Source organism: Roseibium sp. RKSG952 (genome assembly GCF_009711355.1).
In genome coordinates, this window is the sequence record NZ_SMMF01000949.1 from 98,050 (window position 1) to 123,960 (window position 25,911).

Annotated in this window: 28 protein-coding genes; 12 read left to right on the forward strand and 16 right to left on the reverse strand. The window is 56.2% G+C overall.

Features of this window, described 5'->3' with window-relative positions:
• The coding region (locus E1297_RS49950) for an SseB family protein (protein WP_209016142.1) at positions 1 to 538 on the reverse strand (538 nt) is incomplete at its 3' end.
• A complete protein-coding gene (locus E1297_RS32655; protein WP_155145448.1) occupies positions 531 to 1,118 on the reverse strand; it encodes a uracil-DNA glycosylase family protein in 588 nt (195 codons plus the stop codon). The genes E1297_RS49950 and E1297_RS32655, both read right to left, overlap by 8 nt.
• Positions 1,119 to 1,354: 236 nt before the next feature.
• On the opposite strand from E1297_RS32655, the gene E1297_RS32660 reads away from it, so the two are divergent.
• The 4 genes from E1297_RS32660 to E1297_RS32675 are packed head-to-tail and all read left to right on the forward strand — an operon-like array spanning position 1,355 to position 5,923.
• Entirely contained in the window at positions 1,355 to 2,014 is a 660-nt protein-coding gene (locus E1297_RS32660) for an ABC transporter ATP-binding protein (protein ID WP_155145450.1), read from the forward strand.
• Positions 1,992 to 3,572 (forward strand): capsule biosynthesis protein, encoded by a 1,581-nt coding sequence (locus E1297_RS32665; protein ID WP_155145452.1) that lies wholly within the window; start codon positions 1,992 to 1,994, stop codon positions 3,570 to 3,572. Before E1297_RS32660 ends, E1297_RS32665 begins: the two co-directional genes overlap by 23 nt.
• Positions 3,573 to 3,577: 5 nt before the next feature.
• Positions 3,578 to 4,411 (forward strand): 3-deoxy-8-phosphooctulonate synthase, encoded by an 834-nt coding sequence (gene kdsA, locus E1297_RS32670; RefSeq protein ID WP_155145454.1) that lies wholly within the window; start codon positions 3,578 to 3,580, stop codon positions 4,409 to 4,411.
• 12 nt (positions 4,412 to 4,423) lie between these two features.
• On the forward strand, positions 4,424 to 5,923 hold the full coding sequence (locus tag E1297_RS32675) for a phosphomannomutase/phosphoglucomutase (protein WP_209016143.1): 1,500 nt from the start codon (positions 4,424 to 4,426) through the stop codon (positions 5,921 to 5,923).
• Between the two features lie 59 nt (positions 5,924 to 5,982).
• On the opposite strand, the gene E1297_RS32680 is transcribed toward E1297_RS32675, so the two are convergent.
• Positions 5,983 to 7,950 carry an AsmA family protein gene (locus tag E1297_RS32680; protein WP_155145458.1) on the reverse strand — a complete coding sequence of 656 codons (1,968 nt, stop codon included), beginning with the start codon at positions 7,948 to 7,950 and terminating at the stop codon, positions 5,983 to 5,985.
• A gap of 189 nt (positions 7,951 to 8,139) precedes the next feature.
• Here E1297_RS32680 and rimO point away from each other — a divergent pair, with 189 nt between their 5' ends.
• Positions 8,140 to 9,438: a 30S ribosomal protein S12 methylthiotransferase RimO gene (gene rimO / locus E1297_RS32685; RefSeq protein WP_209016149.1), complete on the forward strand. Its 1,299-nt coding sequence runs from the start codon at positions 8,140 to 8,142 to the stop codon at positions 9,436 to 9,438.
• A gap of 504 nt (positions 9,439 to 9,942) precedes the next feature.
• Here the strand turns inward: rimO and E1297_RS32690 are convergent.
• Both E1297_RS32690 and E1297_RS32695 read right to left on the reverse strand, forming a co-directional pair.
• Positions 9,943 to 10,299 carry a diacylglycerol kinase gene (locus E1297_RS32690; RefSeq protein WP_155145462.1) on the reverse strand — a complete coding sequence of 119 codons (357 nt, stop codon included), beginning with the start codon at positions 10,297 to 10,299 and terminating at the stop codon, positions 9,943 to 9,945.
• Between the two features lie 142 nt (positions 10,300 to 10,441).
• Positions 10,442 to 10,630: a hypothetical protein gene (locus E1297_RS32695; protein WP_209016144.1), complete on the reverse strand. Its 189-nt coding sequence runs from the start codon at positions 10,628 to 10,630 to the stop codon at positions 10,442 to 10,444.
• Positions 10,631 to 10,858: 228 nt separating this feature from the next.
• On the opposite strand from E1297_RS32695, the gene E1297_RS32700 reads away from it, so the two are divergent.
• A complete protein-coding gene (locus tag E1297_RS32700) occupies positions 10,859 to 11,101 on the forward strand; it encodes a CDGSH iron-sulfur domain-containing protein (protein WP_155145466.1) in 243 nt (80 codons plus the stop codon).
• A 6-nt stretch (positions 11,102 to 11,107) separates the two neighbouring features.
• Here E1297_RS32700 and E1297_RS32705 read toward each other — a convergent pair whose 3' ends face one another.
• The 5 genes from E1297_RS32705 to E1297_RS32720 all read right to left on the reverse strand — a co-directional run bounded on the left by E1297_RS32705 (position 11,108) and on the right by E1297_RS32720 (position 13,043).
• Positions 11,108 to 11,365 carry a DUF6455 family protein gene (locus E1297_RS32705; protein ID WP_155145468.1) on the reverse strand — a complete coding sequence of 86 codons (258 nt, stop codon included), beginning with the start codon at positions 11,363 to 11,365 and terminating at the stop codon, positions 11,108 to 11,110.
• Positions 11,365 to 11,634: a DUF6455 family protein gene (locus E1297_RS51355; protein WP_368669768.1), complete on the reverse strand. Its 270-nt coding sequence runs from the start codon at positions 11,632 to 11,634 to the stop codon at positions 11,365 to 11,367. The genes E1297_RS32705 and E1297_RS51355 overlap by 1 nt, the downstream gene beginning before the upstream one ends.
• A gap of 12 nt (positions 11,635 to 11,646) precedes the next feature.
• A complete protein-coding gene (locus tag E1297_RS32710; protein ID WP_155145470.1) occupies positions 11,647 to 11,898 on the reverse strand; it encodes a DUF6455 family protein in 252 nt (83 codons plus the stop codon).
• A 69-nt stretch (positions 11,899 to 11,967) separates the two neighbouring features.
• Positions 11,968 to 12,336 (reverse strand): YigZ family protein, encoded by a 369-nt coding sequence (locus E1297_RS32715; protein ID WP_155145472.1) that lies wholly within the window; start codon positions 12,334 to 12,336, stop codon positions 11,968 to 11,970.
• Positions 12,333 to 13,043: a M48 family metallopeptidase gene (locus E1297_RS32720; RefSeq protein WP_155145474.1), complete on the reverse strand. Its 711-nt coding sequence runs from the start codon at positions 13,041 to 13,043 to the stop codon at positions 12,333 to 12,335. The genes E1297_RS32715 and E1297_RS32720 overlap by 4 nt, the downstream gene beginning before the upstream one ends.
• A 119-nt stretch (positions 13,044 to 13,162) precedes the next feature.
• On the opposite strand from E1297_RS32720, the gene E1297_RS32725 reads away from it, so the two are divergent.
• From E1297_RS32725 to E1297_RS32735, 3 genes are all read left to right on the forward strand, one after another.
• Entirely contained in the window at positions 13,163 to 13,414 is a 252-nt protein-coding gene (locus tag E1297_RS32725) for a hypothetical protein (RefSeq protein ID WP_155145476.1), read from the forward strand.
• A 236-nt stretch (positions 13,415 to 13,650) separates the two neighbouring features.
• Positions 13,651 to 14,229 carry a nitroreductase gene (locus tag E1297_RS32730; RefSeq protein ID WP_155145478.1) on the forward strand — a complete coding sequence of 193 codons (579 nt, stop codon included), beginning with the start codon at positions 13,651 to 13,653 and terminating at the stop codon, positions 14,227 to 14,229.
• Positions 14,226 to 14,924, forward strand: coding sequence for an EI24 domain-containing protein (locus E1297_RS32735; RefSeq protein ID WP_155145480.1), 699 nt, complete (start codon positions 14,226 to 14,228; stop codon positions 14,922 to 14,924). Before E1297_RS32730 ends, E1297_RS32735 begins: the two co-directional genes overlap by 4 nt.
• 3 nt (positions 14,925 to 14,927) lie before the next feature.
• On the opposite strand, the gene E1297_RS32740 is transcribed toward E1297_RS32735, so the two are convergent.
• Positions 14,928 to 15,194 carry a DUF1467 family protein gene (locus E1297_RS32740; RefSeq protein ID WP_155145482.1) on the reverse strand — a complete coding sequence of 89 codons (267 nt, stop codon included), beginning with the start codon at positions 15,192 to 15,194 and terminating at the stop codon, positions 14,928 to 14,930.
• Positions 15,195 to 15,216: 22 nt separating this feature from the next.
• Positions 15,217 to 15,621 (reverse strand): methylmalonyl-CoA epimerase, encoded by a 405-nt coding sequence (gene mce, locus E1297_RS32745; protein WP_109313240.1) that lies wholly within the window; start codon positions 15,619 to 15,621, stop codon positions 15,217 to 15,219.
• 135 nt (positions 15,622 to 15,756) lie between these two features.
• Here mce and E1297_RS32750 point away from each other — a divergent pair, with 135 nt between their 5' ends.
• A complete protein-coding gene (locus E1297_RS32750; RefSeq protein WP_155145484.1) occupies positions 15,757 to 16,476 on the forward strand; it encodes a response regulator in 720 nt (239 codons plus the stop codon).
• Between the two features lie 210 nt (positions 16,477 to 16,686).
• Here the strand turns inward: E1297_RS32750 and aspS are convergent, their stop codons facing one another.
• Positions 16,687 to 18,462, reverse strand: a complete 1,776-nt coding sequence (gene aspS, locus E1297_RS32755) for an aspartate--tRNA ligase (protein WP_155145486.1) — start codon at positions 18,460 to 18,462, stop codon at positions 16,687 to 16,689.
• A 206-nt stretch (positions 18,463 to 18,668) separates the two neighbouring features.
• On the opposite strand from aspS, the gene E1297_RS32760 reads away from it, so the two are divergent.
• Positions 18,669 to 19,895: a cyclopropane-fatty-acyl-phospholipid synthase family protein gene (locus tag E1297_RS32760; RefSeq protein WP_155145488.1), complete on the forward strand. Its 1,227-nt coding sequence runs from the start codon at positions 18,669 to 18,671 to the stop codon at positions 19,893 to 19,895.
• 9 nt (positions 19,896 to 19,904) lie between these two features.
• On the opposite strand, the gene E1297_RS51360 is transcribed toward E1297_RS32760, so the two are convergent.
• The 3 genes from E1297_RS51360 to E1297_RS32775 are packed head-to-tail and all read right to left on the reverse strand — an operon-like array spanning position 19,905 to position 22,296.
• Complete coding sequence (locus tag E1297_RS51360) at positions 19,905 to 20,576, reverse strand: CPBP family intramembrane glutamic endopeptidase (protein WP_209016145.1); 672 nt, start codon at positions 20,574 to 20,576, stop codon at positions 19,905 to 19,907.
• Complete coding sequence (locus tag E1297_RS32770; RefSeq protein WP_155145490.1) at positions 20,573 to 21,220, reverse strand: aminotransferase class IV family protein; 648 nt, start codon at positions 21,218 to 21,220, stop codon at positions 20,573 to 20,575. The genes E1297_RS51360 and E1297_RS32770 overlap by 4 nt, the downstream gene beginning before the upstream one ends.
• On the reverse strand, positions 21,175 to 22,296 hold the full coding sequence (locus E1297_RS32775; RefSeq protein ID WP_244327966.1) for an aminodeoxychorismate synthase component I: 1,122 nt from the start codon (positions 22,294 to 22,296) through the stop codon (positions 21,175 to 21,177). Before E1297_RS32775 ends, E1297_RS32770 begins: the two co-directional genes overlap by 46 nt.
• A 184-nt stretch (positions 22,297 to 22,480) precedes the next feature.
• On the opposite strand from E1297_RS32775, the gene carB reads away from it, so the two are divergent.
• The gene (gene carB / locus E1297_RS32780; RefSeq protein ID WP_155145495.1) at positions 22,481 to 25,825 is read left to right on the forward strand and encodes a carbamoyl-phosphate synthase large subunit; all 3,345 of its coding nucleotides are present in this window, start codon (positions 22,481 to 22,483) and stop codon (positions 25,823 to 25,825) included.
• Positions 25,826 to 25,911 lie beyond the last annotated feature (86 nt).

The following is a 25,911-nucleotide window of genomic DNA, read 5'->3' on the forward strand; positions in this document are numbered from 1 at the left end:
CCTGCCCGCCAAGGTCGTTTTTTGTGCCCACCAGAAACGCAGCACTGGCAAGCCCCGCAGCGGTCGCCAATTTGGTGTCCAATGCCGTGAGCAGCCTGTCAGGCAATCCGGATGGAGGCAGAAACTCCGCCAGTTTCTGTTGTACTTCTTCCGGCCCATGCTGAAGGGTGCTGGCAAGCCAGCCCAAAGCCTCAGCTGGAATCAACATAGATGAGGGGGCCGTATCCAGGTTCAGACCCAGTCCGATCCCCTGCCCTGACAACATCGCTGCCAACACCCGGCCAGATAGTGCAACATAAGGCGCTGGTCGGCCCGCAAAACCAGCCAGTCGATCTTCACGATCGAATGCCAGCACAAAGCGGCCATCCGCCACCTCAAACAGTTCGGGCGATATGTTTTCGTCCCGTGCCTCTTCGGTCAACATCAGGAACAGTTCGCAATCAGCCAGCCGTTCGAAAAACCGCAGCCGCGCTGCATCGTCCTGTGGGTTTGCCTCCATCTCGGCATGGGCAGCATCCAGGGCCGTTGTGTCAGTCATTCAGCACCTCTTGTACCCGCGCACGCAAAACCGGCAACAGTTCAGCTTCGAACCACGGGTTCTTCTTCAACCATGCCGTATTGCGCCACGACGGGTGAGGCAAGGCAAAGACACGCGGCGCATGGTCTCGCCAGTTTCGAACGGTCTCTGTAACAGGCGTTCGGGCACCCAGGTGATACTTATGTGCATGGCCGCCAACCAACACAGTCAGAGGCACTTCACCCAACTCCTGCATCACCTTGTCATGCCACGTGCGGCCACATATCGGTGGCGGCGGCAAGTCGGCCTTGCGGGTGTTATAGCCTGGAAAACAGAAAGCCATCGGCACAATCGAAACTTGCGCCCTGTCATAAAACACTTCCTCATTCAGGCCGAGCCATTCACGCAATCGATCACCCGACGGATCGGTAAACGGACGACCGGATTCGTGGACACGCGCACCGGGAGCTTGGCCTGCGATCAATATTCGTGATCCCGACTGAAACCAGACCACGGGGCGTGGTTCATGAGCCGTAAAGGTTTGCGCAAATGTATCTGCGCATAGACGGCAGGACCGGATCTGATCGGCCAGCAAATTCATGGGATGATAAGGTTTCCTCAATCCAGCTTGTTCATTGCTTGTCATGAAGATAATGGTCCTGCGATTTCGATCCAGTGGTGGAACCACAGGTCACACAATCCTGAACAACGACCGGAACGCATTGATCATTTGTTTCATATTTCGACATAATGTGGCCAACATGGATCGGTAGCAGAAACGCTGGTGATACGATCCGACGAATGACAGACATCAAAGGAACGATCAGCAGGTCGTGAATGCTTGAATTTGAGAACGTCAGCAAATCCTTCTGGACCGGGACGCGCCGAAAGGTGATCCTGGACAATGTCTCTTTCCGGGTCGAGCTGGGCAAATCCCTCGGGGTTCTGGCGCCGAACGGGACAGGAAAGACTACTCTTATCAACATGATGGCCGGGCTTGAGCAACCCGATGAAGGCGTTATACGCCGCGAATGCCGGGTCTCATTTCCGATGGGGTTCACCGGTGGCGTTTCCAAACGCATGTCCGCTCTGGAAAACGCACGATACATCGCCAAAATCTACGGTATGGATCCGGACTATGTCGAAGCCTACTGCCGTTGGCTGTGTGGTTTGGGTGAATATTTCAACCAGCCGCTGGCCACTTATTCGGCTGGCATGCGCGCGCGGTTCACATTTTCGCTGATGTTGGCGCTGGACTTCGATATGTACCTTATCGACGAAGGAATGCCCTCTACCACGGACGTGGAGTTCAACAAGAAGGCCGGTGAAATCCTGCAGGAGCGTTTACGAACCACGACCCTGGTGATCGTTTCGCACAGCCCCAAGATACTTGAAAAATTCGCACGACAAGCGGCTGTGCTTGTCGATGGGCAGCTCTACATGTTTGAAACCTTGGAAGAGGCAAAGCAGCTATATGACTACCAAACCCAAGGCTAAAAAATTCAATTCAGGCGACGCGCCGCAAGGGGAAGGAACCGCTGAAGCACGCTCGGAAGCGATTTCCCGAATCCGGCGGGCAACCCAACCCCCCACCGCCACCGGCGAAAGTCAGCCGGGCATTGAATTGGATGCCATCAAACGCGAAGGGTTGACTGGCCGCCAGTTACGAGTAGCTCGTCGACTGGCGCAAAAAAATGGGTTGGCGGCCACATCCGATTACGATGCAGTTCGGTTACTGCGTCAGAAAGGCATTGATCCGTTCCAGCGCACCAATCTGCTGGAACTTGCGGCCTCATCGGGTTCTGAAGCAAATAGAGAAACTGACCCTAAAGACACTATTAATATCCAACTGCCCCAAACGGTTAAAAGGGCACAGGAAAACTTACCAGGGCCAGAGTTGAGCCCCGCCCAACGTCGTGAATATGAGATCGGGCAAATCCAGAAAGACGTCGCCAAACGTCGTCGACGCAAACTCATTGGGCTATTCGCGCGTTTGGCTGTTTTTGTTTTGCTGCCCACGATAGTCGTTGGATATTACTTCTACCGCGTGGCAACGCCCATGTACGCAAGCGATTCCGCATTTTCCATTCTGCAGGCAGATGGTGGCGGAGCGATCGGAGGCTTGCTGTCCGGAACGCAATTCGCCACTGCACAGGATTCCGTTGCGACCCAGGAGTTCCTTGAATCCAAAGATGCGCTGCAAAGGCTCGACAAAGATGTCGGGTTTACCGAGATTTTCCAACAGGATTGGATTGATCCAATTCAGCGCCTGTCCCCCGATGCGAGCCTTGAAGAGGCCTATAAACTTTACAAAAAAATGATCACGATCGGGTATGACCCAACCGATGGTATCATTCGGATGGAAGTTGCCGCGCCGGATGCTGAAACCTCAGTCAATCTGTCTAACCTGCTGATTTCTTATGCCGAAGAGAGAATTAACGGGCTGACCGAATTGAAGCGCGAAGATCAGATGCGGGACGCCTTAAGGGGCTTCGAAACTGCGCAAGAGGAACGCCGAAAAGCACAAGAGAACCTGATTGAGTTGCAGATGCAGGGCGCTGTGCTTGATCCGGAAAATGTCCTTGCAGGCATGCGCGGGCGCATCAACGAAATCGAAGTTCAGTTACAGGACAAAGAACTGCAACTTGCAGCGCTTCTGGACAATCTTCGACCAAACAAAGCCAAGGTTGACGGCGTCAGGGCAGACATCGAACGACTGGAAGCCGTTCTTGCCGAACTGAATGCCGAAATGCTGGACGCGTCTGCAGGCGAAAATTCGCTTGCCCGATTGAGCGTTCGCATTCAGATGGCTCAAGCCGATCTGGCGGCACGGGATATGATGCTCCAAACCGCTTTGCAGCAGATGGAAACAACACGCACCGAGGCCAACCGAAAGGTTCGGTATCTTACTGTGTCCGTAAACCCGGTGGCCAGTCAGGAACCCACCTATCCACGCAAGTTTGAAAATACGATTTTGGCTTTCCTGTTGTTTGCTGGTATCTACCTGTTGATTTCGCTTACAGCGTCAGTCCTTCGTGAACAGGTATCCTCGTAAGACTCATGAAACATGTAAAAATCGCCGATCTGACAGTTGGCAACGACCTTCCGCTTACCATCATCGCCGGTCCCTGCCAGCTTGAAACCGCGGACCACGCTCAGATGATCGCGGGCACAATGAAAGAAGCCTGCGAAGCCGCTGGTGCACAGTACGTCTTTAAGGCTTCGTATGACAAAGCCAACCGGACCTCGCTATCCGGCAAGCGCGGAATGGGTATTGATGCAGGGCTCAAGGTTCTGGACGATATCCGCAAAACCATGGGCATACCGGTTCTGACCGACGTTCATTCCGAAGCGCAATGCGCCATCGCTGCCGAGGCCGTGGATGTGCTGCAGATACCGGCCTTCCTTTGTCGCCAGACAGACATGTTGCTGGCCGCAGGGAATACGGGGGCCGTGATCAACGTCAAAAAGGGCCAGTTTCTTGCCCCTTGGGAAATGCAGAACATCGTCACCAAGATCGAAAGCACCGGCAACCACAACCTCCTCCTGACCGAGCGTGGGGCTTCGTTTGGCTATAACACACTGGTCGCGGACATGCGGTCTTTGCCGATCATGGCGCAGACTGGTTATCCAGTCGTCATGGATGCAACCCATTCGGTCCAGCAGCCTGGCGGCCGCGGCGGATCATCAGGCGGGCAGCGAGAATTTGCGCCCGTTATGGCCCGGGCCGCAGTTGCGGTAGGTGCTGCAGCAGTATTCATGGAGACCCATCAGGATCCCGACAATGCACCCTGTGATGGGCCAAACATGATCTACCTGGATCAGATGCCCAAGCTCGTTGACACATTGATGCGCTTTGATGCGCTGGCCAAAGCCAACCCAATTCAAATTTAGCGATCGAGATATTTGATGACCAAGCCTATCCCCGAGGTGACTCCGAACACCTGGAATTTTCTGCGCGACCCGATGATCACACCCACCGGGTTTCGCGAATATGACGCCCGCTGGAAATACCCTGAGGAGATCAACCTGCCCGGCATGACTGCCCTTGGTCTGGGACTGGGTACGCAGATGCATAAGCGCGGCATCGAGCCGGTAATCGCGGTTGGCAACGACTATCGTGACTATTCTCTGGCCATCAAGAATGCGCTGATCCTTGGGCTGATGCAGGCCGGTATTCAGGTCAAGGACATTGGCCCGGCTGTCAGCCCGATGGCCTATTTTGCACAGTTCCATCTGGACGTGCCTGCGGTGGCAATGGTCACTGCCAGCCATAACCCCAATGGCTGGACCGGCGTGAAGATGGGCTTTGACCGGCCCTTGACCCATGGCCCTGACGAGATGTCCGAGCTGCGCGATATCGTGCTGAACGGTGAAGGCATCGCCCGTGAAGGGGGCTCTTACGAATTCGTTGATGGCGTGAAAGAGGCTTATATCGACGATCTGGTGGGCGATTTCAAAATGTCACGTCCGCTCAAGGTGGTTTGCGCCACCGGAAACGGCACAGCTTCGGCCTTTGCCCCCGAGATATTTGAGCGGATCGGCGTAGAAATCGTACCCAGCCACAACGAGCTGGACTACACTTTCCCCAATTACAACCCGAACCCGGAAGCCATGGAAATGTTGCATGACATGGCCGACACCCTCAAAGCCAGCGGTGCCGATCTGGCGCTCGGCTTCGACGGGGATGGCGACCGTTGCGGCGTCGTTGATGATGAAGGCGAAGAGATTTTCGCCGATAAAGTCGGCGTGATCATGGCCCGTGATCTGGCCAAGCTACATCCCGGCTCGACCTTTGTGGCGGACGTCAAATCCACAGGCCTGTTCGCCAGTGACCCCGAGCTACAGGCGCATGGCGTCAAAGCCGACTACTGGAAGACCGGTCACAGCCATATGAAGCGTCGCGTCAAGGAAATCGGCGCGCTGGCCGGGTTTGAAAAGTCAGGACACTACTTTTTGGCCGAACCTATCGGGCGAGGCTATGACTGCGGTATGCGCGTAGCCGTCGAGATCTGCAAACTGATGGACCGCAACCCGGATCAGAGCATGTCTGACCTGCGCAAGGCCCTGCCTAAAACATGGTCGACCCCGACCATGTCGCCCTATGCAGCCGATACCGAAAAGTATGACATCCTCAAACGGTTGGTCGACAAGCTGGTCGCCAAGGCGGATGCAGGCGAGACCTTTGCCGGACGTCCGATCAAGGAGGTCGTGACCGTAAACGGTGCACGGGTCATTCTGGACAATGGCAGCTGGGGTCTGGTGCGCGCGTCGTCGAACACCCCCAATCTGGTTGTTGTCTGCGAAAGCAGCGAAAGCGAAGACGAAATGCGCGCTATTTTTGCGGATATTGACGCCGTCATTCGCACCGAGCCCAATGTCGGTGACTACGACCAGACAATCTGATCACTGAAACAATACGGGGCACCTTAGGTGCCCCGTTTTCGTTTGGCTCGAAATATAGCTCAGTCGCCACCGAACAATTTCAGAAGACCTTTCTTGGCCTCTTTTTCGAGTTTGCTTTTGAGCGCATCCTCGATCTGATCGCTGTCGGTGATTGTGGTATCCAGTTCATCCCCGACCTTCTTCAGGACCTTGTCCTTCGCATCCTGTTCAAGTTCCTTGACCTTACCCTCGGCCGCAGCTTCGATCACTTTGGTCAGGTCGGGCCGGATCGATGGGTCGCTCCATGGTCCGACGATACGAACGGGCACTGCGATACCCTCGCCTGAATTTGCCCTCAGTGCGACAGGTGTGAAGAGATAGTCAATGTCACGGGCACCCAGCCCGACACGCCCTTTGCCATCTGCCCTGTAATTCTTGAGGGTCATCAACAGATCTTCATTGGTCAGGTTCCCACCATCCATGGTGAAGCTTGCGGTCAGGCTGTTGAAGACCGTCGTCCCTCCTGACACGTTGCCGCGCCCCATCAGGCGATCGAGATCAATACCCGAGATGACGCCGCTTTCAACATCAAGGCTGCCGGATCCGCTGAGCGAGTTCATAATCTGATTTTCCGTTTGCCCCACACCAAGGAATTTAAGGGAACCTGATCCGGTGCCGGATAGACGTTCTATGCCACCCAGAGTACTCAGGGCCTGCTGGATGTTTATCCCGGTCGCTGTCAGATCTCCCCCGACCGACAAGCCGTTTCTGTTGTTCGCAACGACCTGACCATTCAGTTGCCCCGAAAACAAAGTAGCCGGATGCATTTTCAGAACGGCCCGTGATCTATCAAGGCTCATGGTCAAATCACTCGCACCAAAGGTCATGCCCGGTACGGCGATTGAGTTGGCTTGCAGCCGGATATTGCCATTTGCCAGCGACAAAGCAGACGCATCAATCGGGTCATTGGACCAACCCTCTGAAACAGGTGCTGCGGCACTGCTTCCGCCACCGGTTGAGGTGCTTGTCGCTTCGGTTCCGGCAATCTGTGAGAGATCAAGATCCCCGCCATTCAGTCGCGCGGTCAGTTGAGGGGGATCAGAAATGTCAATGTCGGCCTCTCCATCGAACCGGTTGTTATCCAGAACGGCGCTCATCCCACGCAATGAGATGCGACCATCTTTGGTATAGGTCATTTGGCTCGAGACATTCGCAACCTGCCCCAGCCCGTATGGGACAGAGACTCCGCCCTGACCAAACGCCGTCAACATCTGTTCGGTGCTGGATGTCTTGATCCGGGTCTTGCCATCCATTTCACCGGCAATGTTCACTCGGCCCGAGAAACTGATGTCTCCTCCCGGGGCTGTCATAGTCAGCTCAAGCGGCGTTACCACGCCGGATGCGAATGCCGGCAAATCCGGGATCGTAAGGTCCACATCAGCGCTCCCACCGGGTACTGACATACTTGCCTGCATCTCCATTGGGGCGTCGATTTCAGGCCATCTGGCTGCCAGATCGACATTGGCGAAATCCATCTTAATCTCGCCATTCTCAACATAGATCAGCCTTGCGTTCGTCAGTTCCAGACGATCAAGGGTAATTGCACCCTGTTCCGTTGCGGGGGGTGTACCCGCCTCATTAGCCGGTACGGTCGCACCCGACTGCGCCACAGTGAGTTCCCAGTTCCCGCGCCCTTCGGACAACTCAAGCCGCAACACGGGATCCTCTGCCAACACGCGTTTGATTCGCAGATCGCCTGCCAACAACGCTGATGCGTCCACGCCCACAGCCAGACTATTGGCGCTCAGCATTGGTTGCGGACCAGCCCATGATGCGTTGCCAAAGGTGACCGGACCTGTTTCCATTCCCAGCACAGGCCAGAAGGACAAGCGCACATCGCCGGAAAGGGTCAGTTCACGTCCGGTCTGCGCCCGCACCTGTTCGGCCAGTATGGCGCCGAGTTTATCCCCCGGCATCAACAACAACGCGCCTATGACCAGCCCGAATGCTGCAACCAGTATGAATAGGATTCGCACCAACCATTTCATGTTTTGCCCTCTGCCTTTTCGGCTTGTCTGCTCGATGACAAGTCAGCCCTGTGCGCGCAACATTTGCAAGGGGAAGCGTTCCCCACTATATGCCGCGCCATGACCACGAACCCGCCAAACCTCCGCCCCGACCTGGCGCCTGCCGCCCGGATCACCGAGACGCCACGTTCGAACCAGCCCACCATCGGCATGGTCTCATTGGGCTGTCCCAAAGCACTGGTCGACAGTGAACGCATTCTGACCCGCCTTCGTGCCGAAGGATACGGAATTTCACCCGACTATTCAGGCGCGGATGCCGTGATCGTGAACACATGCGGGTTTCTTGATAGTGCCAAGGCGGAATCGCTGGATGCGATCGGCGAGGCGCTGGTGGAAAATGGAAAGGTCATCGTGACCGGCTGTCTGGGGGCCGAACCGGATTACATTCGCGAACATCACCCGCGCATCATGGCCGTCACCGGCCCGCACCAGTACGAACAGGTTCTGGATGCTGTACACTCGGCCGTACCGCCGGACCCGGATCCGTTTGTGGATCTGTTGCCCGCCAGCAGCGTGCAGCTCACCCCGCGCCACTACAGCTATCTGAAGATTTCCGAGGGCTGTAACCACAAATGCAAGTTCTGCATCATCCCGGACATGCGCGGCAAACTCGCCAGCCGGCCAGCACATGCAGTTCTGCGTGAGGCGGAAAAGCTAGTCGATAATGGGGTACGCGAGCTATTGGTCATATCGCAAGACACCTCAGCCTATGGCCTGGATCGCAAGTATGATGTGAACCCTTGGAAAGACGGTGAGGTGCGTACCCACATAACCGATCTGGCCCGCGAGCTTGGCAAGCTGGACGCTTGGGTCCGGCTTCACTACGTCTACCCTTATCCGCATGTGCGCGAACTGATCCCGCTCATGGCTGATGCGGGATGTAACGTGTTGCCGTATCTGGACATTCCCTTCCAGCATGCCCACCCCGACGTCTTGAAACGCATGGCCCGCCCCGCGGCGGCGGCCAAAACCCTGGATGAGATTGCAGCCTGGCGCGCAACCTGCCCGGACATCACCCTGCGGTCGACCTTCATCGTGGGGTATCCTGGTGAAACCGAGGCCGAGTTCCAGACGTTGCTGGACTGGATGGACGAGGCACAACTGGATCGCGTCGGGTGTTTTCAGTACGAAAACGTGGACGGTGCAAGATCGAATGATCTGCCGGATCATGTCCCCGCCGAAGTCAAACAGGACCGGTGGGAACGTTTTATGGAAAAGGCTCAGGCGATCTCAGAAGCCAAGCTGGCAGCAAAAGTCGGACAAAGGATCGAAGTCATCGTGGACGAGGTTGATGGCGACGCGGCGACCTGCCGGACCAAATCTGACGCCCCCGAGATTGACGGCAACCTGTTCATTGATGAAGGCTTCGAGGCCTTGAAGCCGGGCGATATCGTGACGGTCGAAGTGGATGAGGCCGGTGAATATGATCTGTGGGGCAGAACTGTCTGACATTCTGATCAGACAGACCCACAGTGCCGCAGATGAAGTGCGATAGGCAAAGCGTGACCCAAGTTTATTGGCAAACAGCGCGCCTTTGACCGATCATAGACATGAAACCCTGTCCCAAACGGAGGTTCTCATGTTTCGCATGTTTCGATCTATCCCACGATGCGCTGCTGTCATCGTTACAGCACATCTGCTCTCAGGCCCGGTTTCCGCGCAGAGCTATGACAGTAGTGTTTCCGGCTTCATTACGGTTGGATCAGTCAAGCTGAGTATTCACCAGCGAAGTCAGCATCATGTTCGCAGATACTATTACGCTCCAACTATCCGGCACTACTCAACCAGACCACATGTTAGCCATGGCTCAACCTATAAAGGCCGACCACATCATGGGGTCAAACGTCACAAATACAAAGGCTACTACTATCCAGCGCCAAAACGGTATGTGTTCAAACATCGAAAACACCGGCTCGGGCTGCGGTTTCGACACTAAGAATTGTGAAGCGGTGGCTAAATCAGGCTGAACAACACAACCAGCCAGGCAACCCCAGCAGCTATCGCGGTCAGGGCCACGGCTGCGCTGGCTGCATCTTTTGCCTGCCCTGCCAAAGTGTGATGTTCGGTTGAGGTGTGATCGACCGCACGTTCGACAGCTGTGTTGAACAACTCAGCCGCCAGAACCAGGATTCCCAACGCTAAGATCATGGCACGTTCGCCCGCAGTCAGCGGCAGCCAAAACGCCAATGCAGCCGAGAACACATTGAGCCATCCCCAGATACGGAACGAGTATTCCTCGCGCCAGGTCGTGATCACGCCCTGCCAGCTCCAGCGTGTTCTGTCACTCAGTCGTTGAAAGAAGTTCAGCATTTGGCCTTCCGGGCGCTTGGTTCAGTTATTGAACAAAACCAGCATTTTCACGTTATGGCCAGAAAAGAAAAAACCGCCAAACGGCGGATCAAACTTTGATCGAATGTGCAGGCGGCCCCCAATAGGACCGCCTGCGGAATGCTTATTGTGTGACCGGGTTACATACGGTCTGACCTGCTTCGGTCGTGGCCAGCTGATAACCTGCCGAGCAGCTTGCGTTGCCTTGCTTGTCATAGCTAGGCTGTACGTAGATCGGGGTCGGTTCTTCCTGCTGCGAGCACGCGGCCAGAACAACTGCGGTTGCGCAGAGAGCAGCGAATTTGAGTTTCATGTCCATCAATCCTCTATTACTTTTCTGATATTGCCCAGTTTTTCGGGGCCGTCGTCAGAATACGGGCTTGTCACCAATCTGGCAACCGAATCGATAACGGCTTCGTGATTAGAAGCGAAACCACGCTTGCCCGGCAACCTGCAGGTGCATTGATCGGGCCTGCCGCTACCCTTTTTGCCCGATCAAGCTAAGCTGTGTCATCGACATAAGCCAAATCGGAGTAGCCAGATGTCAGATGCACCCATCATCGCACAGAAATCCCCCTTTCCCGTCGAAGTAACCGAGGGCAAGAGTTATTTCTGGTGCGCATGCGGCAGATCCAAACGACAGCCCTTCTGTGACGGATCACATAAAGGAACCGGAATCGAGCCGGTAAAATACACAGCGGAATCGAGCAAAAAGGTCTTTTTTTGTGGGTGCAAACAGACTTCCAAGCCCCCTCTGTGTGACGGATCACATCAACAGTTATGAAGGTGTCTATCTCAGCTCGTTGAGGGTTTTGGCATTGGCGCAAAATTCTGGTGCGGAGAGTGCCTGAGACTGCTGAATCGACAACCATATCGCGCAGTTTTCGCTGCATTCCGCGGCGCGACAGCGCGTCACCATCTCGGCATAATCGTTGGCAGAAAGCCGCCCTTCAACCATCGCTTCGGTAAGGGAAACACCCATGCACCTGGCGACGGATCGGGTCAGCCAAAAGTGTTTTTCGATGTCGCCAAGCGAAGTTCGAGCCATCAGTTCATCCGCCGCTGATTTGCTTTAAGTGCGGCGAATCGCTTTCGGTTTGGGCAGTTTTCGGGGGCATGCGGCGCACTTTCATTCTGATCCAACCATTCCGGACATGCGCAAGCCCATTCGCACCCCCTGCAGGATTGAATCATCTCGGCCCAGCTTTCCTGGCTCAATCGACCGACCTTATGGGCTGCTACAAGATCAGTTCCCGTGGCCTGCCCCATCCTGAGGATCAGGCGAACATGCGTCATAATTTGACCCAGATGCATCATCGAACAACCGCCTTACGGGATGAGATTTTGCAGCAACTCCCGATTTCTGCAGTATTCCGGAGTTTGCTGCGAAGACGCGCTTTTCTGAAGAAAGGATTCGCAGTGGCTCGGATTGGGGCAGTTGGTGCATTTCAGAACAGCATCTGAAATCTCATCCACAGATACCTGCCCTTCGATAGCAGCAGTTTCCAGATCCACACCCAGCTTTGTGGCCATCTGATCCACGAGGCCGGCATGGTGTCGCAAAGTCTCACGGCTGGACATACGGTTTCCTTTCCCTGTCGCGCTTTAGGAAAAGGTATCAATCAAACCGATCTTTGCCCTTGATTCAGGTCAAGCACCGATACCGAGGTGATCCAGATAGAACCGCGTGGCATCCTGCACCCTGCGAAAACGATCGCCGCCAAGCTTCTTGCCGCCATACCAGCGTGTCACGATGATAACGTGGTTCTCCATTTCAGCACGCTCCATCATCCGCAGGATCACCATGGCAGCCCCACTTTCACCGTCATCGGCCTTCAGGGCTCCGGTCGGCAAAACAGCGGCCCAGGTGTTGTGCGTAGCCTTGGCGTAACTCTTGTCGGATTTGAGTTCCGCCAGAACAGCATCAACATCCGCGCGACTGGATGCAGAGGCGCCGGTGACAGCGTATTTTGATCCGCGATCGGTCAGCACCACGCCAAGGCGCGTCAGGTCTGTCATTGTGTCAGTCCCAATTGGGCCGCCGTCTCCAGAACGGCCTGCACGCGCTGAGCGTTGGGGGGGTGTGTCGCCAAAAAGCGGTCACCCGGATCAGGAATACGCTTGAAATACTCCATTCCGACCAAGGGGTCATAACCCGCTGAATGTGTAATCACCGTACCCAACCGGTCGGCCTCAAGCTCGAACCCCTTAATGTATACCTGCACCCCGACATCCGCACCCAACTTCTGCGCAAGTTCAACACCCTCGTCATCAGCGCCATAATCCCGGGCCAAATTCCCAAAGATCTGCGCGCTTTCCTGCGAGTTTTTAGCCTGACGTGCAATGTGATCCAGAACATGGTGGGCTGCTTCGTGCCCCATGACGAATGCCATTTCGTCCGCATTTTGCGTCGATTCAATCATCGTCTGGGTAAAAATAATGTAGGGTCGTTTCTTGTCATCCAGTGTCTGAAACGCATTGACCTCTGCATTTGGATCAGGATCGACAAGGATTCCGAACTCGCAATTCAGGTTTTTGGCCTGACGTCGGCAGGTATCGGTGGCGGCGACGCTGACGGCGCGGCTAACTTGCCGAAAATCGCTCGCTTTCTGCTGCAGCTCCGGCGTTGAGGGATTCCACTGTTCTGCAGTGATAAAACCAGACCCGCGCGGGCTAAGGCCACAGGCGGAAACCAGCATGACCAGCAACAAGACATAACGGAGCATTCCGGGTCCTTTCAAAATCATGCCGGAAGGAAACCTTAGCGCGACACCTTCGGGCTTACCACACCTTCTGTTCCGAACAACGGGTTGCATTACCGCATTCGGATCGGCACTCTGACATCATGTTTTCGATTGAACATGAATTCGACTCGACGATCATTACTCTGGTGGACGAAGGCCCCAAGCCTTTGCAAGAGGATATCGTAATCAACAGTTTTGCCGAATGCGTGACGCTTGAGCAGATAGACCCCCGTACGGAACAGGTCCAGAAGATCACGCTGTCACCGGAACAGGTCCGCGATCTGGCCGCTGCCCTCGATTTACCAGAGGGCGTCTATCAGATCCGGGAAACTCCACCTGATCAAAGTGAATAGCAATCGCCAGAAACCGCCTGATGCCGGTTGATCCATCCTTAACACCTGTAGCGGTCTACAGCGTGGCAAGGCTTTGCATCGACTTGTGTTTTGTTCTTTGTGCCTCCATAGCCAATGTGATCTCCCGCCAAGCCGCCGCAAGGTATCAGAGATGTAGGACAGTTTTTTGCATTTGCCCTTGAAAAGGCCATGCACCTGTCCGAGATACACACTGCTGATGTAAAGGAAGTTAACATATGTCCTTGAAAAATCCGGCCGCACTGGAATTTCTGCTGTCGCGCCGATCCCGCCCGGCGAAAACCCTGATCGCACCTGCCCCAACACGGGAAGAACTGGAACCTTTGCTGACAGCCGCTGCTCGCAGCCCGGATCACGGCAAGCTTGAGCCCTGGCGCTTTATCGTTCTGCAAAAAGGCGCGATGCCGCGTCTAGCGGACCTGACCGAGAAACATGGGCGGGCATTGGGCAAAAGCCCCGAGGACATCGCCAAAGCCAGAAACCAATTCGATCTGGGACAACTGGCCGTCGCCGTCATCGAAGTGCAAAAGGAATCCCCCAAGATTCCTGCAATCGAACAAACCTATTCTGCCGGTGCAGTGTGTTTGGCGTTGCTGAATGCAGCTCTGGCTGCTGGTTGGGGGGCGAACTGGCTGTCAGGCTGGCAAACTCATGACCGTGATTTCTGCAAGGAAGCCTTTGGTCTCGCTGAAAATGAACGTGTCGCTGGCCTGATTCACATCGCAACCGAAGGCACCACACCGCCTGAACGTCCACGCCCGGACGTACCTGTACTGACCGAATGGGTTTCCGAATGATCGTTGTCCAGTCATTTCTCAAAGCCATCGGACAGATCGGGGATCCGCGGTTTCGCAAAGTTCTGCTGCTGGGCGTTGGCCTGACATTTGCCCTGCTTGTGGTGAGTTATGCAGGGTTCCTATGGCTGATCAACACGCTTGTCGGAGATCAGGTAACCCTGCCGATTTTGGGTGAAGTGACGTGGTTGAACGATCTTCTCAGTGTCTCATCTTTTCTGCTGATGATGGTGCTGTCGGTCTTTTTGATGGTGCCGGTGGCCTCAGCCATCACCTCGATGTTTCTGGACGAGGTTGCACAAGCGGTCGAGGACAAACACTATCCCTCTCTGCCCGCGGTCCCACGCATACCTTTTGGCGACGCATTGATGGATACGCTCAGCTTCCTGGGCGTCCTTATCGTTGCCAACCTTCTAGCTCTGATCCTTTATGCGATTTTCACGCCCTTCGCTCCGTTCATCTTCTGGGCCATGAACGGCTTCCTGTTGGGGCGGGAATACTTCACATTGGCCGCGATGCGGCGGTTGGGCCGTGAAGGAGCGCGCAAACTGCGGGCAAAACATGTCGCGACGATCTGGATGGCCGGGACGCTGATGGCCATTCCGCTATCCGTACCTCTGGTGAACCTCCTGATCCCGATCCTCGGGGCCGCGACGTTCACCCATATCTATCATGGGCTGTCAGGGACCAGACCCTGACTGTCAGCCCATCTGGTTCAGCCAGTCGAAATCCCGGACCGAGATCACGCCCGAGATGATAATTCCTGCAATGATCGCCCAGATCACTACCGAGATACCGGTGGTGATCCACATCTTTTTCTTCAGGTGATGCACTTCTGGCGCCCCTGCATGGGTACCCGGAACAATCTCGCCCAGATCGCCCTGCGTTTTGATCCGCACGGGCAACACGATCAACAAGGTCAGGAACCAGATAACGGCAAACAGGACCAGAGCTGCTGTAATCGTCATAATCGGCCCTCCGGCTTAGGGGTTACACCTGCTCAAGTTCGACCAGGCAGCCATTAAAATCCTTGGGGTGCAGGAACAGAACAGGCTTGCCATGCGCACCGATTTTCGGCTCTCCTGAGCCAAGGACGCGCGCACCGGTTTCCTTGAGGTGATCGCGGGCGGCAATGATATCTTCAACTTCGTAGCAGACATGGTGAATGCCGCCAGCAGGGTTCTTTTCCAGAAATCCATTGATCGGGCTGTCATCGCCCAAAGGATACAGCAATTCGATCTTGGTGTTGGGCAGTTCGATAAACACCACGGTTACACCATGATCGGGCTCGTCCTGAGGCGCGCCAACTTTTGCGCCCAGCGCGTTGCGATACTGCTCGGAAGCCGCTTCAAGATCCGGAACGGCAATCGCGACGTGGTTCAGGCGACCAATCATGGAACTCTCCTCTGTTCAGCGTTGCTGGGGTTATGGGGGTTGCCCCAACAAAGGGCAAGTGCGCCAAATTGCCCATTAACCCTGTGTTAGCCAGAAGTTCCTAGCGTGAGGCATCTGCTGAACAGGAGTTTTGCCATGGACGATTCGGGCCCATTCGCCACCTCTCCCGCCCTTCCCAACGCTACCCGGCCGTTGCTGGGGCAGACCATCCTTGTCGTTGAAGACAGCCGGTATGTCTGCGATGCAATGCGGCTGATGTGCATGCACAGCGGGGCGAGAATACGTCGTGCGGATTGTCTGAAATCGGCACGCCGTCACCTTCAGATCTATCGTCCTTCCGTCATTGTCGTCGACATGGGGCTGCCCGATGGGTCTGGTGATGAGTTGATTGCCGAACTGGATCAGGCAGCACCCCGGATCAGTGTCATTCTGGGAATGTCGGGTGATGACGGTACCGAAGCAGCAGCGATGAAGGCTGGTGCGGATGGGTTCCTCGCCAAGCCGCTGACGTCGCTTGCCTATTTCCAGAAGAGTATTCTGGAACTTCTCCCCGAAGATCGCCGCCCGGGGGGCCTCCATGCTGTGCGCGACGAGGTGATCCACCCGGACCCGATGGCCTACCAGGACGACATGGCACATATCGCTGACGTACTGACAGGTCCGACCGACAATCGCACGCTGGACTATGTGGCACAGTTCCTCAGGGCGGTCGCACGGGATGCCGAAGATATGGTTCTGGCTGAAGCCGCACAGCAACTGGCGGCATCACAGTCACGGGGCGCACCCGTTACCGCGCAGACCGCACGAGTAGCAGGTTTGGTGCAAAACCGGCTCAAACACCGGGAGGCCATCTGAGATGACGATCGCTTATTTCATCACGGCCACCGTTCTGTGCCTGTGGCTTTACCGCCAGACCAGAAGCACGGCGCGGTCAATTCGCGACAACCGTCAAAGCGTGGACAACCCACTTGATTGAACCTCAAAGCAAAGGCTCTATCGATCTTGATCAGCAGGATTTGAGCTGCACAAAACAGAACCGCCCGCACAAGGCGGGCGGTCTGACTATCAGTCTTGTGGGATGATGCGAAGACCCAGCTCCATCAACTGATCCGAAGTCGGATCTGATGGCGCATCCATCATCAGGTCTTCGGCACGCTGGTTCATCGGGAACATCATGACTTCACGGATGTTGGCCTCATCAGCCAGCAGCATCACGATACGGTCGATACCTGCAGCACAGCCACCGTGTGGCGGCGCCCCATAGTGGAACGCGTTGAACAGGGCACCAAAGCGGCTCTTGACCTCTTCTTCGCCATAGCCCGCCAGTTCGAAGGCTTTCAGCATGATCTCAGGCTTGTGGTTCCGGATCGCGCCAGAAACCAGTTCGTACCCGTTACAGGCCAGATCGTACTGATACCCGCGCACATCCAGCGGATTGCCCTGCAGCGCTTCCATACCGCCTTGAGGCATCGAGAACGGGTTGTGCTCAAAATCAATCGCGCCGGTTTCTGCGTCCTGTTCATAGATCGGGAAGTCCACGATCCAGGCAAAGGCAAAACGATCTTTTTCGGTGAGGTTCAGTTCCTCACCAATCACGTCGCGTGCCTTACCAGCAACCTTTTCAAAGGCTTTCGGCTTGCCGCCCAAGAAGAACGCCGCATCACCAACGCCCAGACCCAGTTGCTGACGGATCGCTTCAGTCCGCTCGGGGCCAATGTTCTTAGCCAGCGGGCCTGCCGCTTCCATCCCTTCGCCCTGATCGCGCCAGAAAATGTAGCCCATACCGGGCAGACCCTCTTTCTGGGCGAAAGCGTTCATACGGTCACAGAATTTACGGCTGCCACCGGTCGGCGCCGGGATCGCGCGGATTTCGGTGCCTTCCTGCTCCAGCAGTTTGGCGAATATCGCAAAGCCAGAACCACGGAAATGCTCAGACACAACCTGCATCTTGATTGGGTTCCGCAGGTCGGGCTTGTCGGTGCCGTACCAGAGCGCTGCGTCCTTGTAGGAAATCTGCGGCCATTCCTGATCAACCTTTCGGCCACCGCCGAATTCCTCAAACACGCCGGTCAGAACCGGCTGGATCGTGTCGAACACGTCCTGCTGCTCAACAAACGACATCTCGAGGTCGAGCTGATAGAAATCGGTGGGCGAGCGGTCGGCACGCGGATCTTCGTCGCGGAAGCAAGGCGCAATCTGGAAGTACTTGTCGAAGCCCGACACCATGATCAGTTGTTTGAACTGCTGCGGAGCTTGCGGCAGCGCGTAGAACTTGCCCGGGTGCAAACGCGAGGGCACCAGGAAGTCACGCGCACCCTCGGGCGAGGATGCGGTGATGATCGGTGTCTGATACTCGCGAAAGCCCTGATCCCACATCCGTTTGCGCATGGATGCAACAACGTCCGAACGCAGGGTCATGTTCTGCTGCATCGCTTCACGGCGCAGGTCCAGATAGCGATAGCGCAGGCGAGTTTCCTCAGGGTATTCCTGATCGCCGAAAACCATCAGCGGGAGTTCGTCAGCAGCGCCCAGAACTTCCAGTTCACGCACATAAACTTCGATCTCGCCGGTGGGCAATTTCGGGTTTACCAGTTCGGGGTCGCGTGCCTTGACCGTGCCGTCGATGCGGATGCACCATTCGGAGCGGACCTTCTCCAGCTCGGCAAAGGCTGCGCTGTCGCCGTCGCACAGAACCTGTGTCACGCCAAAATGGTCGCGCAGGTCGATGAACAGCACGCCGCCATGATCTCGTACCCGATGCACCCAACCGGACAGGCGAACGGTTTCACCAACATTGGCGGCGGTCAGAGCGGCGCAGGTGTGGCTGCGATAGGCGTGCATGGATCATATCCCTTCGGGCGCAAAATTCGTCGCGCCGATACACCGCGATCGCCCGTAGAAGTCAAGGGTCCGCCGCTCTATCGCATGCGATGTTAAGCAAAAGGCAGACAAATTCTTATTTTTTGGTATGTTTTCCGCATAGTGAACTTGAATAGTTTTTCCCGGTTTACGGGAGCCAGGCCATTTTGAAAGGAGATGTTGGGCAAATGTGGCAAGCTATTTTCGATCGCATTTTGAGCGACTTCATCACCCGTGGGACGCTGCGGATCAGATACCCCGACGGGAGCGAACGCGAATATGGTGACGGGACTTCACCCGCGGCACAAATCTCGCTGCATGAAGCGGCTCTGCTGCCGCGCATGGTTAAGAACCCCGAGATGGCCTTTGGTGAAGGCTATATGGATGGTTCGCTGTCTATAGACGAAGGCGGTCTGGAAAACGCGATGCGGATTGCGATTCGCTCGGCAGCCGCAAATCCATTACCCGTCGTTCAACGAATTCAGATGCGCGCCGAATACCTCATGCGCCCTCTGATCCAGCGCAATTCGGTGCCTCTGTCAAAACGCAATGTTGCACACCACTATGACCTGTCGGATGATTTCTATCGTCTGATGCTGGATCCGGACATGCAGTATAGCTGTGCGTATTTTCAGACGCCGGACATGACACTCGAACAAGCGCAGAAGGCCAAGAAGGACCATATCGCCCGCAAGCTGTGCCTTGAGCCGGGGATGAGGGTTCTGGACATCGGTTGTGGTTGGGGTGGCCTCGCTCTGACACTGGCACAGAAGCACGGCGTTCGAGTCACCGGCCTAACACTGTCCGAAAATCAACACAGAACCGCAAACCAACGCATTCAGGCGGCGGGCCTGCACAAGCAAATTCAAATCCGGCTTCTGGACTATCGAGAGGTTGAGGATCAATTTGATCGCATCGTGTCCGTCGGCATGCTGGAACATGTGGGTGCACCCCAGTTTCAGACTTATTTCGACCGGATTTCCGATCTGCTGCATCCGGAAGGTGTTGCCCTGATCCATTCGATTGGGCGCAACGGTCCGGCCACCAATCAATCCCCGTGGCTGAGCAAATATATCTTCCCGGGCGGCTATGTCCCGTCGCTAACTGAGCTGGTGGGCCCGGTATCGCGTACAGGGATGTGGTTTCTGGATATCGAGAGCCTTCGATTGCACTATGCAAAAACACTGCGGTGCTGGCGCGATCGGTTCGAGCACAATCTGGATCAGGTTCGTGCGATGTATGATGACCGGTTTATCCGGATGTGGCGGTTCTATCTGACGGCCTGCATTCTGGTTTTCGAGGAACGCGATCAGACTGTTTTCCAGTTGCAGCTTGGTCACAAACGAGATGCGGTGCCACTGACAAGAGATTACCTCTATCAGTCACCTCAGCCCATGCGTGATGCTGCAGAATAGCTGATCAACTCAGAATGGCCGTTGAACGTTGCCGGAATAAAAGAAAATGCCCAGACCGGCCGCAAAGATGATGTTGCCAGCGATAGCGTGCAACAGAACCGCGTAGAAGAATGACCCCCGCTTGCGATAGGCCCACGAGAACAGGATCCCGCCAGCAAACGTCATCACTGCAACGATCCAGCTCCAGTACATCAGATGTGCGAATGAAAAGATCGCTGCGTTCAGTACATCCGCTGCGCGCCCCGTTGGCAGTATCCCGTGATACCGGCGGTAGAACAGTGGTCTGAAAAGCAGCTCTTGCGGCAAGGCAGACAGCAACGGATAGCCAACCCAAATGAAGGCCAGCATCTCCGGCCTGTGGATCAGCAGAAAGAATGCTGCATCAGGGCGGGTCGCTTTGACCAACACGGTGCAAACGGCAGCCATTGCCACCGTGAACAGGACTACCTCTCGCCAGGACCAGTTTCGCCATCCATAGCGCAGTTCAGCCCACGAAAACCCCGGAGTGTTATGCAGCAGAATGATCCCAAGACCGGTGAATGCAAACAATGCCGGGAACATCCAGTTGGGTGGAAACAGCACAGCGATCAACAGTGGCGCCGCGATGAAAAAAGCACCGAATTCCAGTCGCAACCGCATCTCAGGAACAGCGGCTCTGGTCAATTCCCCCTGTTCGCTCACTTTATTGCCAGCTCCACGCGGATCAGCCCCCTCAAGGAATTACCCATATGCACATTCTTCGCCTCATGCAGATCGGTCAAGGTCAGAGTCGCTTCGGCAACCTTTTCTGTTTCCAGCAATTCTTCGCGCAAAATACCGGGCAGCAGGCCTGCCGAAAGTGGCGGTGTCAGCCAGCGCTCGTCTTGCATTTCCAGAAAGAGGTTGGTGATCGAGCCTTCACAGAGCTCCTCCTTCTCGTTGAGGAACAGTAACTCGTCCATATCATCAGGCAGTGACGCCCGGGCCGTATCATAAATCGCCCGCCGGGTTGTCTTGTAACGCAACCACGGATCGGAAGAGTCCAACCGAATATCCGATATCCCAAGCCGCCAGACCGATGGGTTTTCAGCGAGGGGGCCGGTTGTGACTTCGTACTGTCCTGCCCTATCCAAGGTCAACCTGCAGCGCAGGGGATCATTTCCGGATACCGTGTTCAACGCTTGGATCGCCAAGTCGGAATCAAATGGAATGCCAAGTGCATCAGTTGACCGCGCCATACGCGCTAGATGCCGCTGCAACCGCACGAAACCTTGCTCAGGCCGAAAGGCGAAGGTTTCGATCAGGCGGAAATCAGGCTCAGTTGGTGGGCAAACCGGGCTTTCCATAGCGCTTCCTCATATTCGGACGGGGCTGTACTGTCCCACACAACGCCGCCACCCACATTCAGCGTGGCCTCACCGTCTTCAACCATCAGCGTACGAATAGCGACGTTGAATTCGGACCTGCCGTCTGGTGCGGCCCAACCAATCGTGCCGCAATAGATATCACGCGGCCATGGCTCAAGATCCGACAGAATCTCCATCGCACGAATTTTGGGCGCTCCGGTGATCGAACCGCAGGGAAACAGCGCGGTCAGAATATCTGACAACCCGGCCCCCACCTGCAGTTGCGCCTGAACCAGTGACACCATCTGATGCACGGTGGCATAGGTCTCGACCTTGAACAACTCGGGCACTTTGACCGTACCTGGCAACGCAACCCGACTGATATCGTTGCGCAGCAGATCGACGATCATCAAATTCTCGGCCCGGTTCTTTTCATCCTGCGACAGAAACGCGCGACGCCGGGCATCCTCGGCCAAATCCTCGCTGCGTGGCTGCGTGCCCTTCATCGGGCGGGTTTCAATCCGCCCATCGGCGTCGGTTCTGAAAAATAACTCCGGCGACCGGCTGAGGAGGTCAGGCAATCCATCCTGCTGAACCAGCGCACCGTGACCAACGCGCTGACTGGATGTGAGCGCCGAATAGAGAGAGGTGCTGTCACCCTCAAGTTTCAGATCAATCGGAAAGGTCAGGTTAGCCTGATAAATATCCCCGGCCCCAATCGCATCGTGAACTGATTGGAAGGCTTTGGTATAACGCGCTTCGTCCCATCGGGGCTGAAATTCCGTAACGCCGGATGATCCTGAGGGCAAATCAAGCTTCGATGGCTGTTCGTAGACGCCAAAACACAACAACGGCAAGCGACGCCTTTCGGGCAGACGATCGGCAAGGCGGGTCTCCAGCACATATCCAAGCTCATAACTGGCATATCCCGCCAGCCATGCACCTTGCGCGCGTGCATCATCCAGCGCCGCCAAAGCCTGGGGCACGTCTTCCGCAGTATCTGCGCGGATCACCTGAACGGGCCGATCAAAACTGGTTCCCGGCCCGGTCGGTCCCTGATCGAAACGAATACGCAATTGCTTCCTCATTTACCGTGTTGCGCGATATAGAGAATACGGTGTCGAGGGAAAGGGGGGAAAGCGGCAAATTCGCTCCTGTTTCCGATACCCCTTGAACCTTTTCGCGCTGTCCCTATAACGCACGACAATTTGGGCGCTTGGGCGGCGCCCGTGACTCGTGCAAAATCGAAGGGGCCAGGCCATGCCGAAGAGAACCGACATTCAGTCGATCATGATCATCGGGGCGGGCCCCATTGTCATCGGACAAGCCTGCGAGTTCGACTACTCAGGCGCACAAGCGTGTAAGGCGCTACGTGAGGAAGGGTACCGGGTTATCCTGGTGAACTCAAACCCGGCCACAATCATGACCGACCCCGGGCTGGCGGATGCCACCTATATCGAACCCATCACGCCCGAGGTTGTCGCCAAGATCATCGAGAAAGAACGTCCCGACGCCCTGCTGCCCACCATGGGCGGACAGACCGGCCTGAACACCTCGCTGGCGCTGGAAGAGATGGGTGTGCTGGAAAAGTTCGGCGTCGAGATGATTGGCGCCAAGCGTGATGCCATCGAAATGGCCGAGGACCGCGCCCTGTTCCGCGAAGCGATGGATCGCCTGGGTATCGAAAACCCGAAAGCCGAGATCGTGACGGCCCCCAAGGATGAGAGCGGAAAGAAAGATCTCGACGCCGGTGTAGCGCTGGCGCTGGATACGCTTGAAACTGTGGGGCTGCCCGCGATTATCCGGCCTGCCTTTACGCTGGGCGGTACCGGTGGAGGCGTGGCCTATAACCGCGAAGATTATATCCATATATGCCGTTCGGGTATGGATGCCTCACCCGTAGGCCAGATCCTGATCGACGAAAGCCTGCTGGGTTGGAAAGAATATGAGATGGAGGTGGTACGCGACACCGCCGACAACGCCATCATCGTCTGTTCGATCGAGAACGTTGACCCGATGGGCGTGCATACAGGTGACTCGATCACCGTGGCCCCTGCCCTGACGCTCACTGACAAAGAATACCAGATCATGCGCAATCACTCGATTGCCGTGCTGCGCGAGATCGGTGTCGAAACCGGTGGTTCGAACGTGCAATGGGCGATCAACCCGGTCGATGGCCGGATGGTTGTGATCGAGATGAACCCGCGCGTGTCGCGGTCTTCGGCGCTGGCCTCAAAAGCGACCGGTTTCCCGATTGCCAAGATCGCCGCAAAACTGGCCGTGGGCTACACGCTGGATGAACTGGACAATGACATCACCAAGGTGACACCCGCGTCGTTCGAGCCAACCATTGACTATGTCGTCACCAAGATCCCGAAATTCGCCTTTGAGAAATTCCCGGGATCTGAGCCCTATCTGACCACCGCAATGAAATCGGTGGGTGAGGCGATGTCGATCGGCCGCACCATCCACGAATCGATGCAAAAAGCCCTGGCTTCGATGGAATCAGGTCTGACCGGGTTTGATGAGATCGAAATTCCCGGACTGAACGTTGGCCTCTGGGAAGAGACCAGTGACAAAGCTGCCGTGATCAAGGCGATCAGCCAGCAGACCCCCGACCGTCTGCGCACCATCGCACAAGCCATGCGCCACGGCCTGACCGATGACGAGATTTTTGGTGTCACCAAGTTCGACCCCTGGTTCCTTGCCCGTATCCGCGAGATCATCGAGGCCGAGCGCACCGTCCGCAAAGACGGCCTGCCGGTGACCGAGGACGGCATTCGCAAGCTCAAGATGCTGGGCTTCACCGATGCGCGTCTGGGCAACCTGACCGGCCGTGACGAAGACAACGTCCGTCGTGCCCGCCGCAATTTGGGCGTCAATGCCGTATTCAAACGCATCGACACCTGCGCGGCCGAGTTCGAGGCGCAGACGCCTTACATGTATTCAACCTATGAGGCCCCAATGATGGGTGAGGTTGAGTGTGAGGCACGACCAAGCGACCGCAAAAAGGTTGTCATCCTCGGCGGTGGCCCAAACCGGATCGGCCAAGGCATCGAGTTCGACTATTGCTGCTGCCACGCCTGTTTCGCGCTGACCGAAGCCGGGTACGAGACCATCATGGTCAACTGCAACCCCGAGACGGTTTCGACCGACTATGACACCTCGGATCGCCTGTATTTCGAGCCGCTGACTTTTGAACACGTCATGGAAATCCTGACGAAAGAGCAGGAAAACGGCACGCTGCACGGTGTGATTGTACAATTCGGTGGTCAGACGCCACTGAAACTGGCGAACGCGCTGGAAGAAGAAGGTATTCCGATCCTCGGCACCACCCCGGACGCCATCGACCTGGCCGAAGATCGCGAACGCTTCCAGGCACTGGTCAACGAACTGGGCCTGAAACAACCGAAAAACGGCATCGCTTCGACCGATGAGCAGGCGCTGGAAATTGCCGACGAGATCGGCTTCCCGCTGGTGATCCGCCCCTCTTACGTTCTGGGTGGTCGTGCGATGGAAATCGTGCGCGATATGGACCAGCTGAAACGCTATATCAACGAAGCCGTGGTGGTTTCCGGTGACAGCCCCGTTCTGCTGGACAGCTATCTGGCTGGTGCGGTCGAGCTGGACGTCGACGCGCTGTGCGATGGCACCGACGTTCACGTCGCAGGCATCATGCAGCACATCGAAGAAGCCGGTGTGCACTCGGGCGACTCGGCCTGTTCACTGCCGCCTTATTCGCTGTCAAAAGAGATTCTTGGCGAGATCAAGGATCAGGCTTTCAAGTTGGCAAAGGCTCTCAACGTCGTTGGCCTGATGAACGTCCAGTTCGCGATCAAGGACGATGAGATCTTCCTGATCGAGGTAAACCCGCGCGCTTCGCGGACTGTCCCATTCGTGGCCAAAGCCACCGACAGCGCGATTGCGTCGATTGCCGCGCGCGTGATGGCTGGTGAGAAGCTGTCGAACTTCCCAATGCGCCCAGCGTACCAAGAAGGTCAGGATACCAAGATCGCCGATCAGATGACGCTGGCCGATCCGGACATGCCGTGGTTCTCGGTGAAAGAGGCGGTGCTGCCCTTTGCCCGTTTCCCCGGCGTCGACACGATCCTCGGCCCTGAAATGCGCTCGACTGGTGAGGTCATGGGCTGGGATCGCGATTTCCCGCGCGCCTTCCTCAAGGCGCAAATGGGTGCCGGGATGGTGCTGCCGTCTTCGGGTCGTGCCTTCATCTCGATCAAAGACGCGGACAAGACACCCGCAATGCTTGAGGCCGCACAAGTGCTTGCCGCACAAGGCTTCTCGCTGGTGGCAACCCGTGGGACCCAGACCTGGCTGGAACAGCAGGGCGTTGCTTGTGACGTCGTCAATAAGGTCTACGAGGGTCGCCCGGACGTGGTCGACATGCTGAAAGATGGTCAGGTGCAGCTGGTGATGAACACCACCGAGGGTGCTCAGGCCGTTGAAGACAGCAAGGCGATCCGGTCCATCGCGCTCTATGACAAGATCCCCTACTACACCACGGCTGCAGCCAGCCATGCAGCGGCACTGGCGATCAAGGCACAGGCCGAAGGGGATGTCGCGGTGAAATCCCTGCAGGGATAAATCCTATCATTGTCAGATGATCAAAGCCCCGGTTCCGCCGGGGCTTTTTTTGTTCTTCCACGACCAACCAAGGCGCCGCATGATTG

What these genes read in the sequence shown, in the direction of transcription:
- E1297_RS32655 (WP_155145448.1), bottom strand. Translation starts at nt 1,118, where the DNA reads ATGAATTTGCTGGCCGATCAGATCCGGTCCTGCCGTCTATGCGCAGAT.
- E1297_RS32660 (WP_155145450.1), top strand. Translation starts at nt 1,355, where the DNA reads ATGCTTGAATTTGAGAACGTCAGCAAATCCTTCTGGACCGGGACGCGC.
- E1297_RS32665 (WP_155145452.1), top strand. Translation starts at nt 1,992, where the DNA reads ATGACTACCAAACCCAAGGCTAAAAAATTCAATTCAGGCGACGCGCCG.
- kdsA (WP_155145454.1), top strand. Translation starts at nt 3,578, where the DNA reads ATGAAACATGTAAAAATCGCCGATCTGACAGTTGGCAACGACCTTCCG.
- E1297_RS32680 (WP_155145458.1), bottom strand. Translation starts at nt 7,950, where the DNA reads ATGAAATGGTTGGTGCGAATCCTATTCATACTGGTTGCAGCATTCGGG.
- rimO (WP_209016149.1), top strand. Translation starts at nt 8,140, where the DNA reads ATGGTCTCATTGGGCTGTCCCAAAGCACTGGTCGACAGTGAACGCATT.
- E1297_RS32690 (WP_155145462.1), bottom strand. Translation starts at nt 10,299, where the DNA reads ATGCTGAACTTCTTTCAACGACTGAGTGACAGAACACGCTGGAGCTGG.
- E1297_RS32695 (WP_209016144.1), bottom strand. Translation starts at nt 10,630, where the DNA reads ATGAAACTCAAATTCGCTGCTCTCTGCGCAACCGCAGTTGTTCTGGCC.
- E1297_RS32700 (WP_155145466.1), top strand. Translation starts at nt 10,859, where the DNA reads ATGTCAGATGCACCCATCATCGCACAGAAATCCCCCTTTCCCGTCGAA.
- E1297_RS32705 (WP_155145468.1), bottom strand. Translation starts at nt 11,365, where the DNA reads ATGGCTCGAACTTCGCTTGGCGACATCGAAAAACACTTTTGGCTGACC.
- E1297_RS51355 (WP_368669768.1), bottom strand. Translation starts at nt 11,634, where the DNA reads ATGATGCATCTGGGTCAAATTATGACGCATGTTCGCCTGATCCTCAGG.
- E1297_RS32710 (WP_155145470.1), bottom strand. Translation starts at nt 11,898, where the DNA reads ATGTCCAGCCGTGAGACTTTGCGACACCATGCCGGCCTCGTGGATCAG.
- E1297_RS32715 (WP_155145472.1), bottom strand. Translation starts at nt 12,336, where the DNA reads ATGACAGACCTGACGCGCCTTGGCGTGGTGCTGACCGATCGCGGATCA.
- E1297_RS32720 (WP_155145474.1), bottom strand. Translation starts at nt 13,043, where the DNA reads ATGCTCCGTTATGTCTTGTTGCTGGTCATGCTGGTTTCCGCCTGTGGC.
- E1297_RS32725 (WP_155145476.1), top strand. Translation starts at nt 13,163, where the DNA reads ATGTTTTCGATTGAACATGAATTCGACTCGACGATCATTACTCTGGTG.
- E1297_RS32730 (WP_155145478.1), top strand. Translation starts at nt 13,651, where the DNA reads ATGTCCTTGAAAAATCCGGCCGCACTGGAATTTCTGCTGTCGCGCCGA.
- E1297_RS32735 (WP_155145480.1), top strand. Translation starts at nt 14,226, where the DNA reads ATGATCGTTGTCCAGTCATTTCTCAAAGCCATCGGACAGATCGGGGAT.
- E1297_RS32740 (WP_155145482.1), bottom strand. Translation starts at nt 15,194, where the DNA reads ATGACGATTACAGCAGCTCTGGTCCTGTTTGCCGTTATCTGGTTCCTG.
- mce (WP_109313240.1), bottom strand. Translation starts at nt 15,621, where the DNA reads ATGATTGGTCGCCTGAACCACGTCGCGATTGCCGTTCCGGATCTTGAA.
- E1297_RS32750 (WP_155145484.1), top strand. Translation starts at nt 15,757, where the DNA reads ATGGACGATTCGGGCCCATTCGCCACCTCTCCCGCCCTTCCCAACGCT.
- aspS (WP_155145486.1), bottom strand. Translation starts at nt 18,462, where the DNA reads ATGCACGCCTATCGCAGCCACACCTGCGCCGCTCTGACCGCCGCCAAT.
- E1297_RS32760 (WP_155145488.1), top strand. Translation starts at nt 18,669, where the DNA reads ATGTGGCAAGCTATTTTCGATCGCATTTTGAGCGACTTCATCACCCGT.
- E1297_RS32770 (WP_155145490.1), bottom strand. Translation starts at nt 21,220, where the DNA reads ATGGAAAGCCCGGTTTGCCCACCAACTGAGCCTGATTTCCGCCTGATC.
- carB (WP_155145495.1), top strand. Translation starts at nt 22,481, where the DNA reads ATGCCGAAGAGAACCGACATTCAGTCGATCATGATCATCGGGGCGGGC.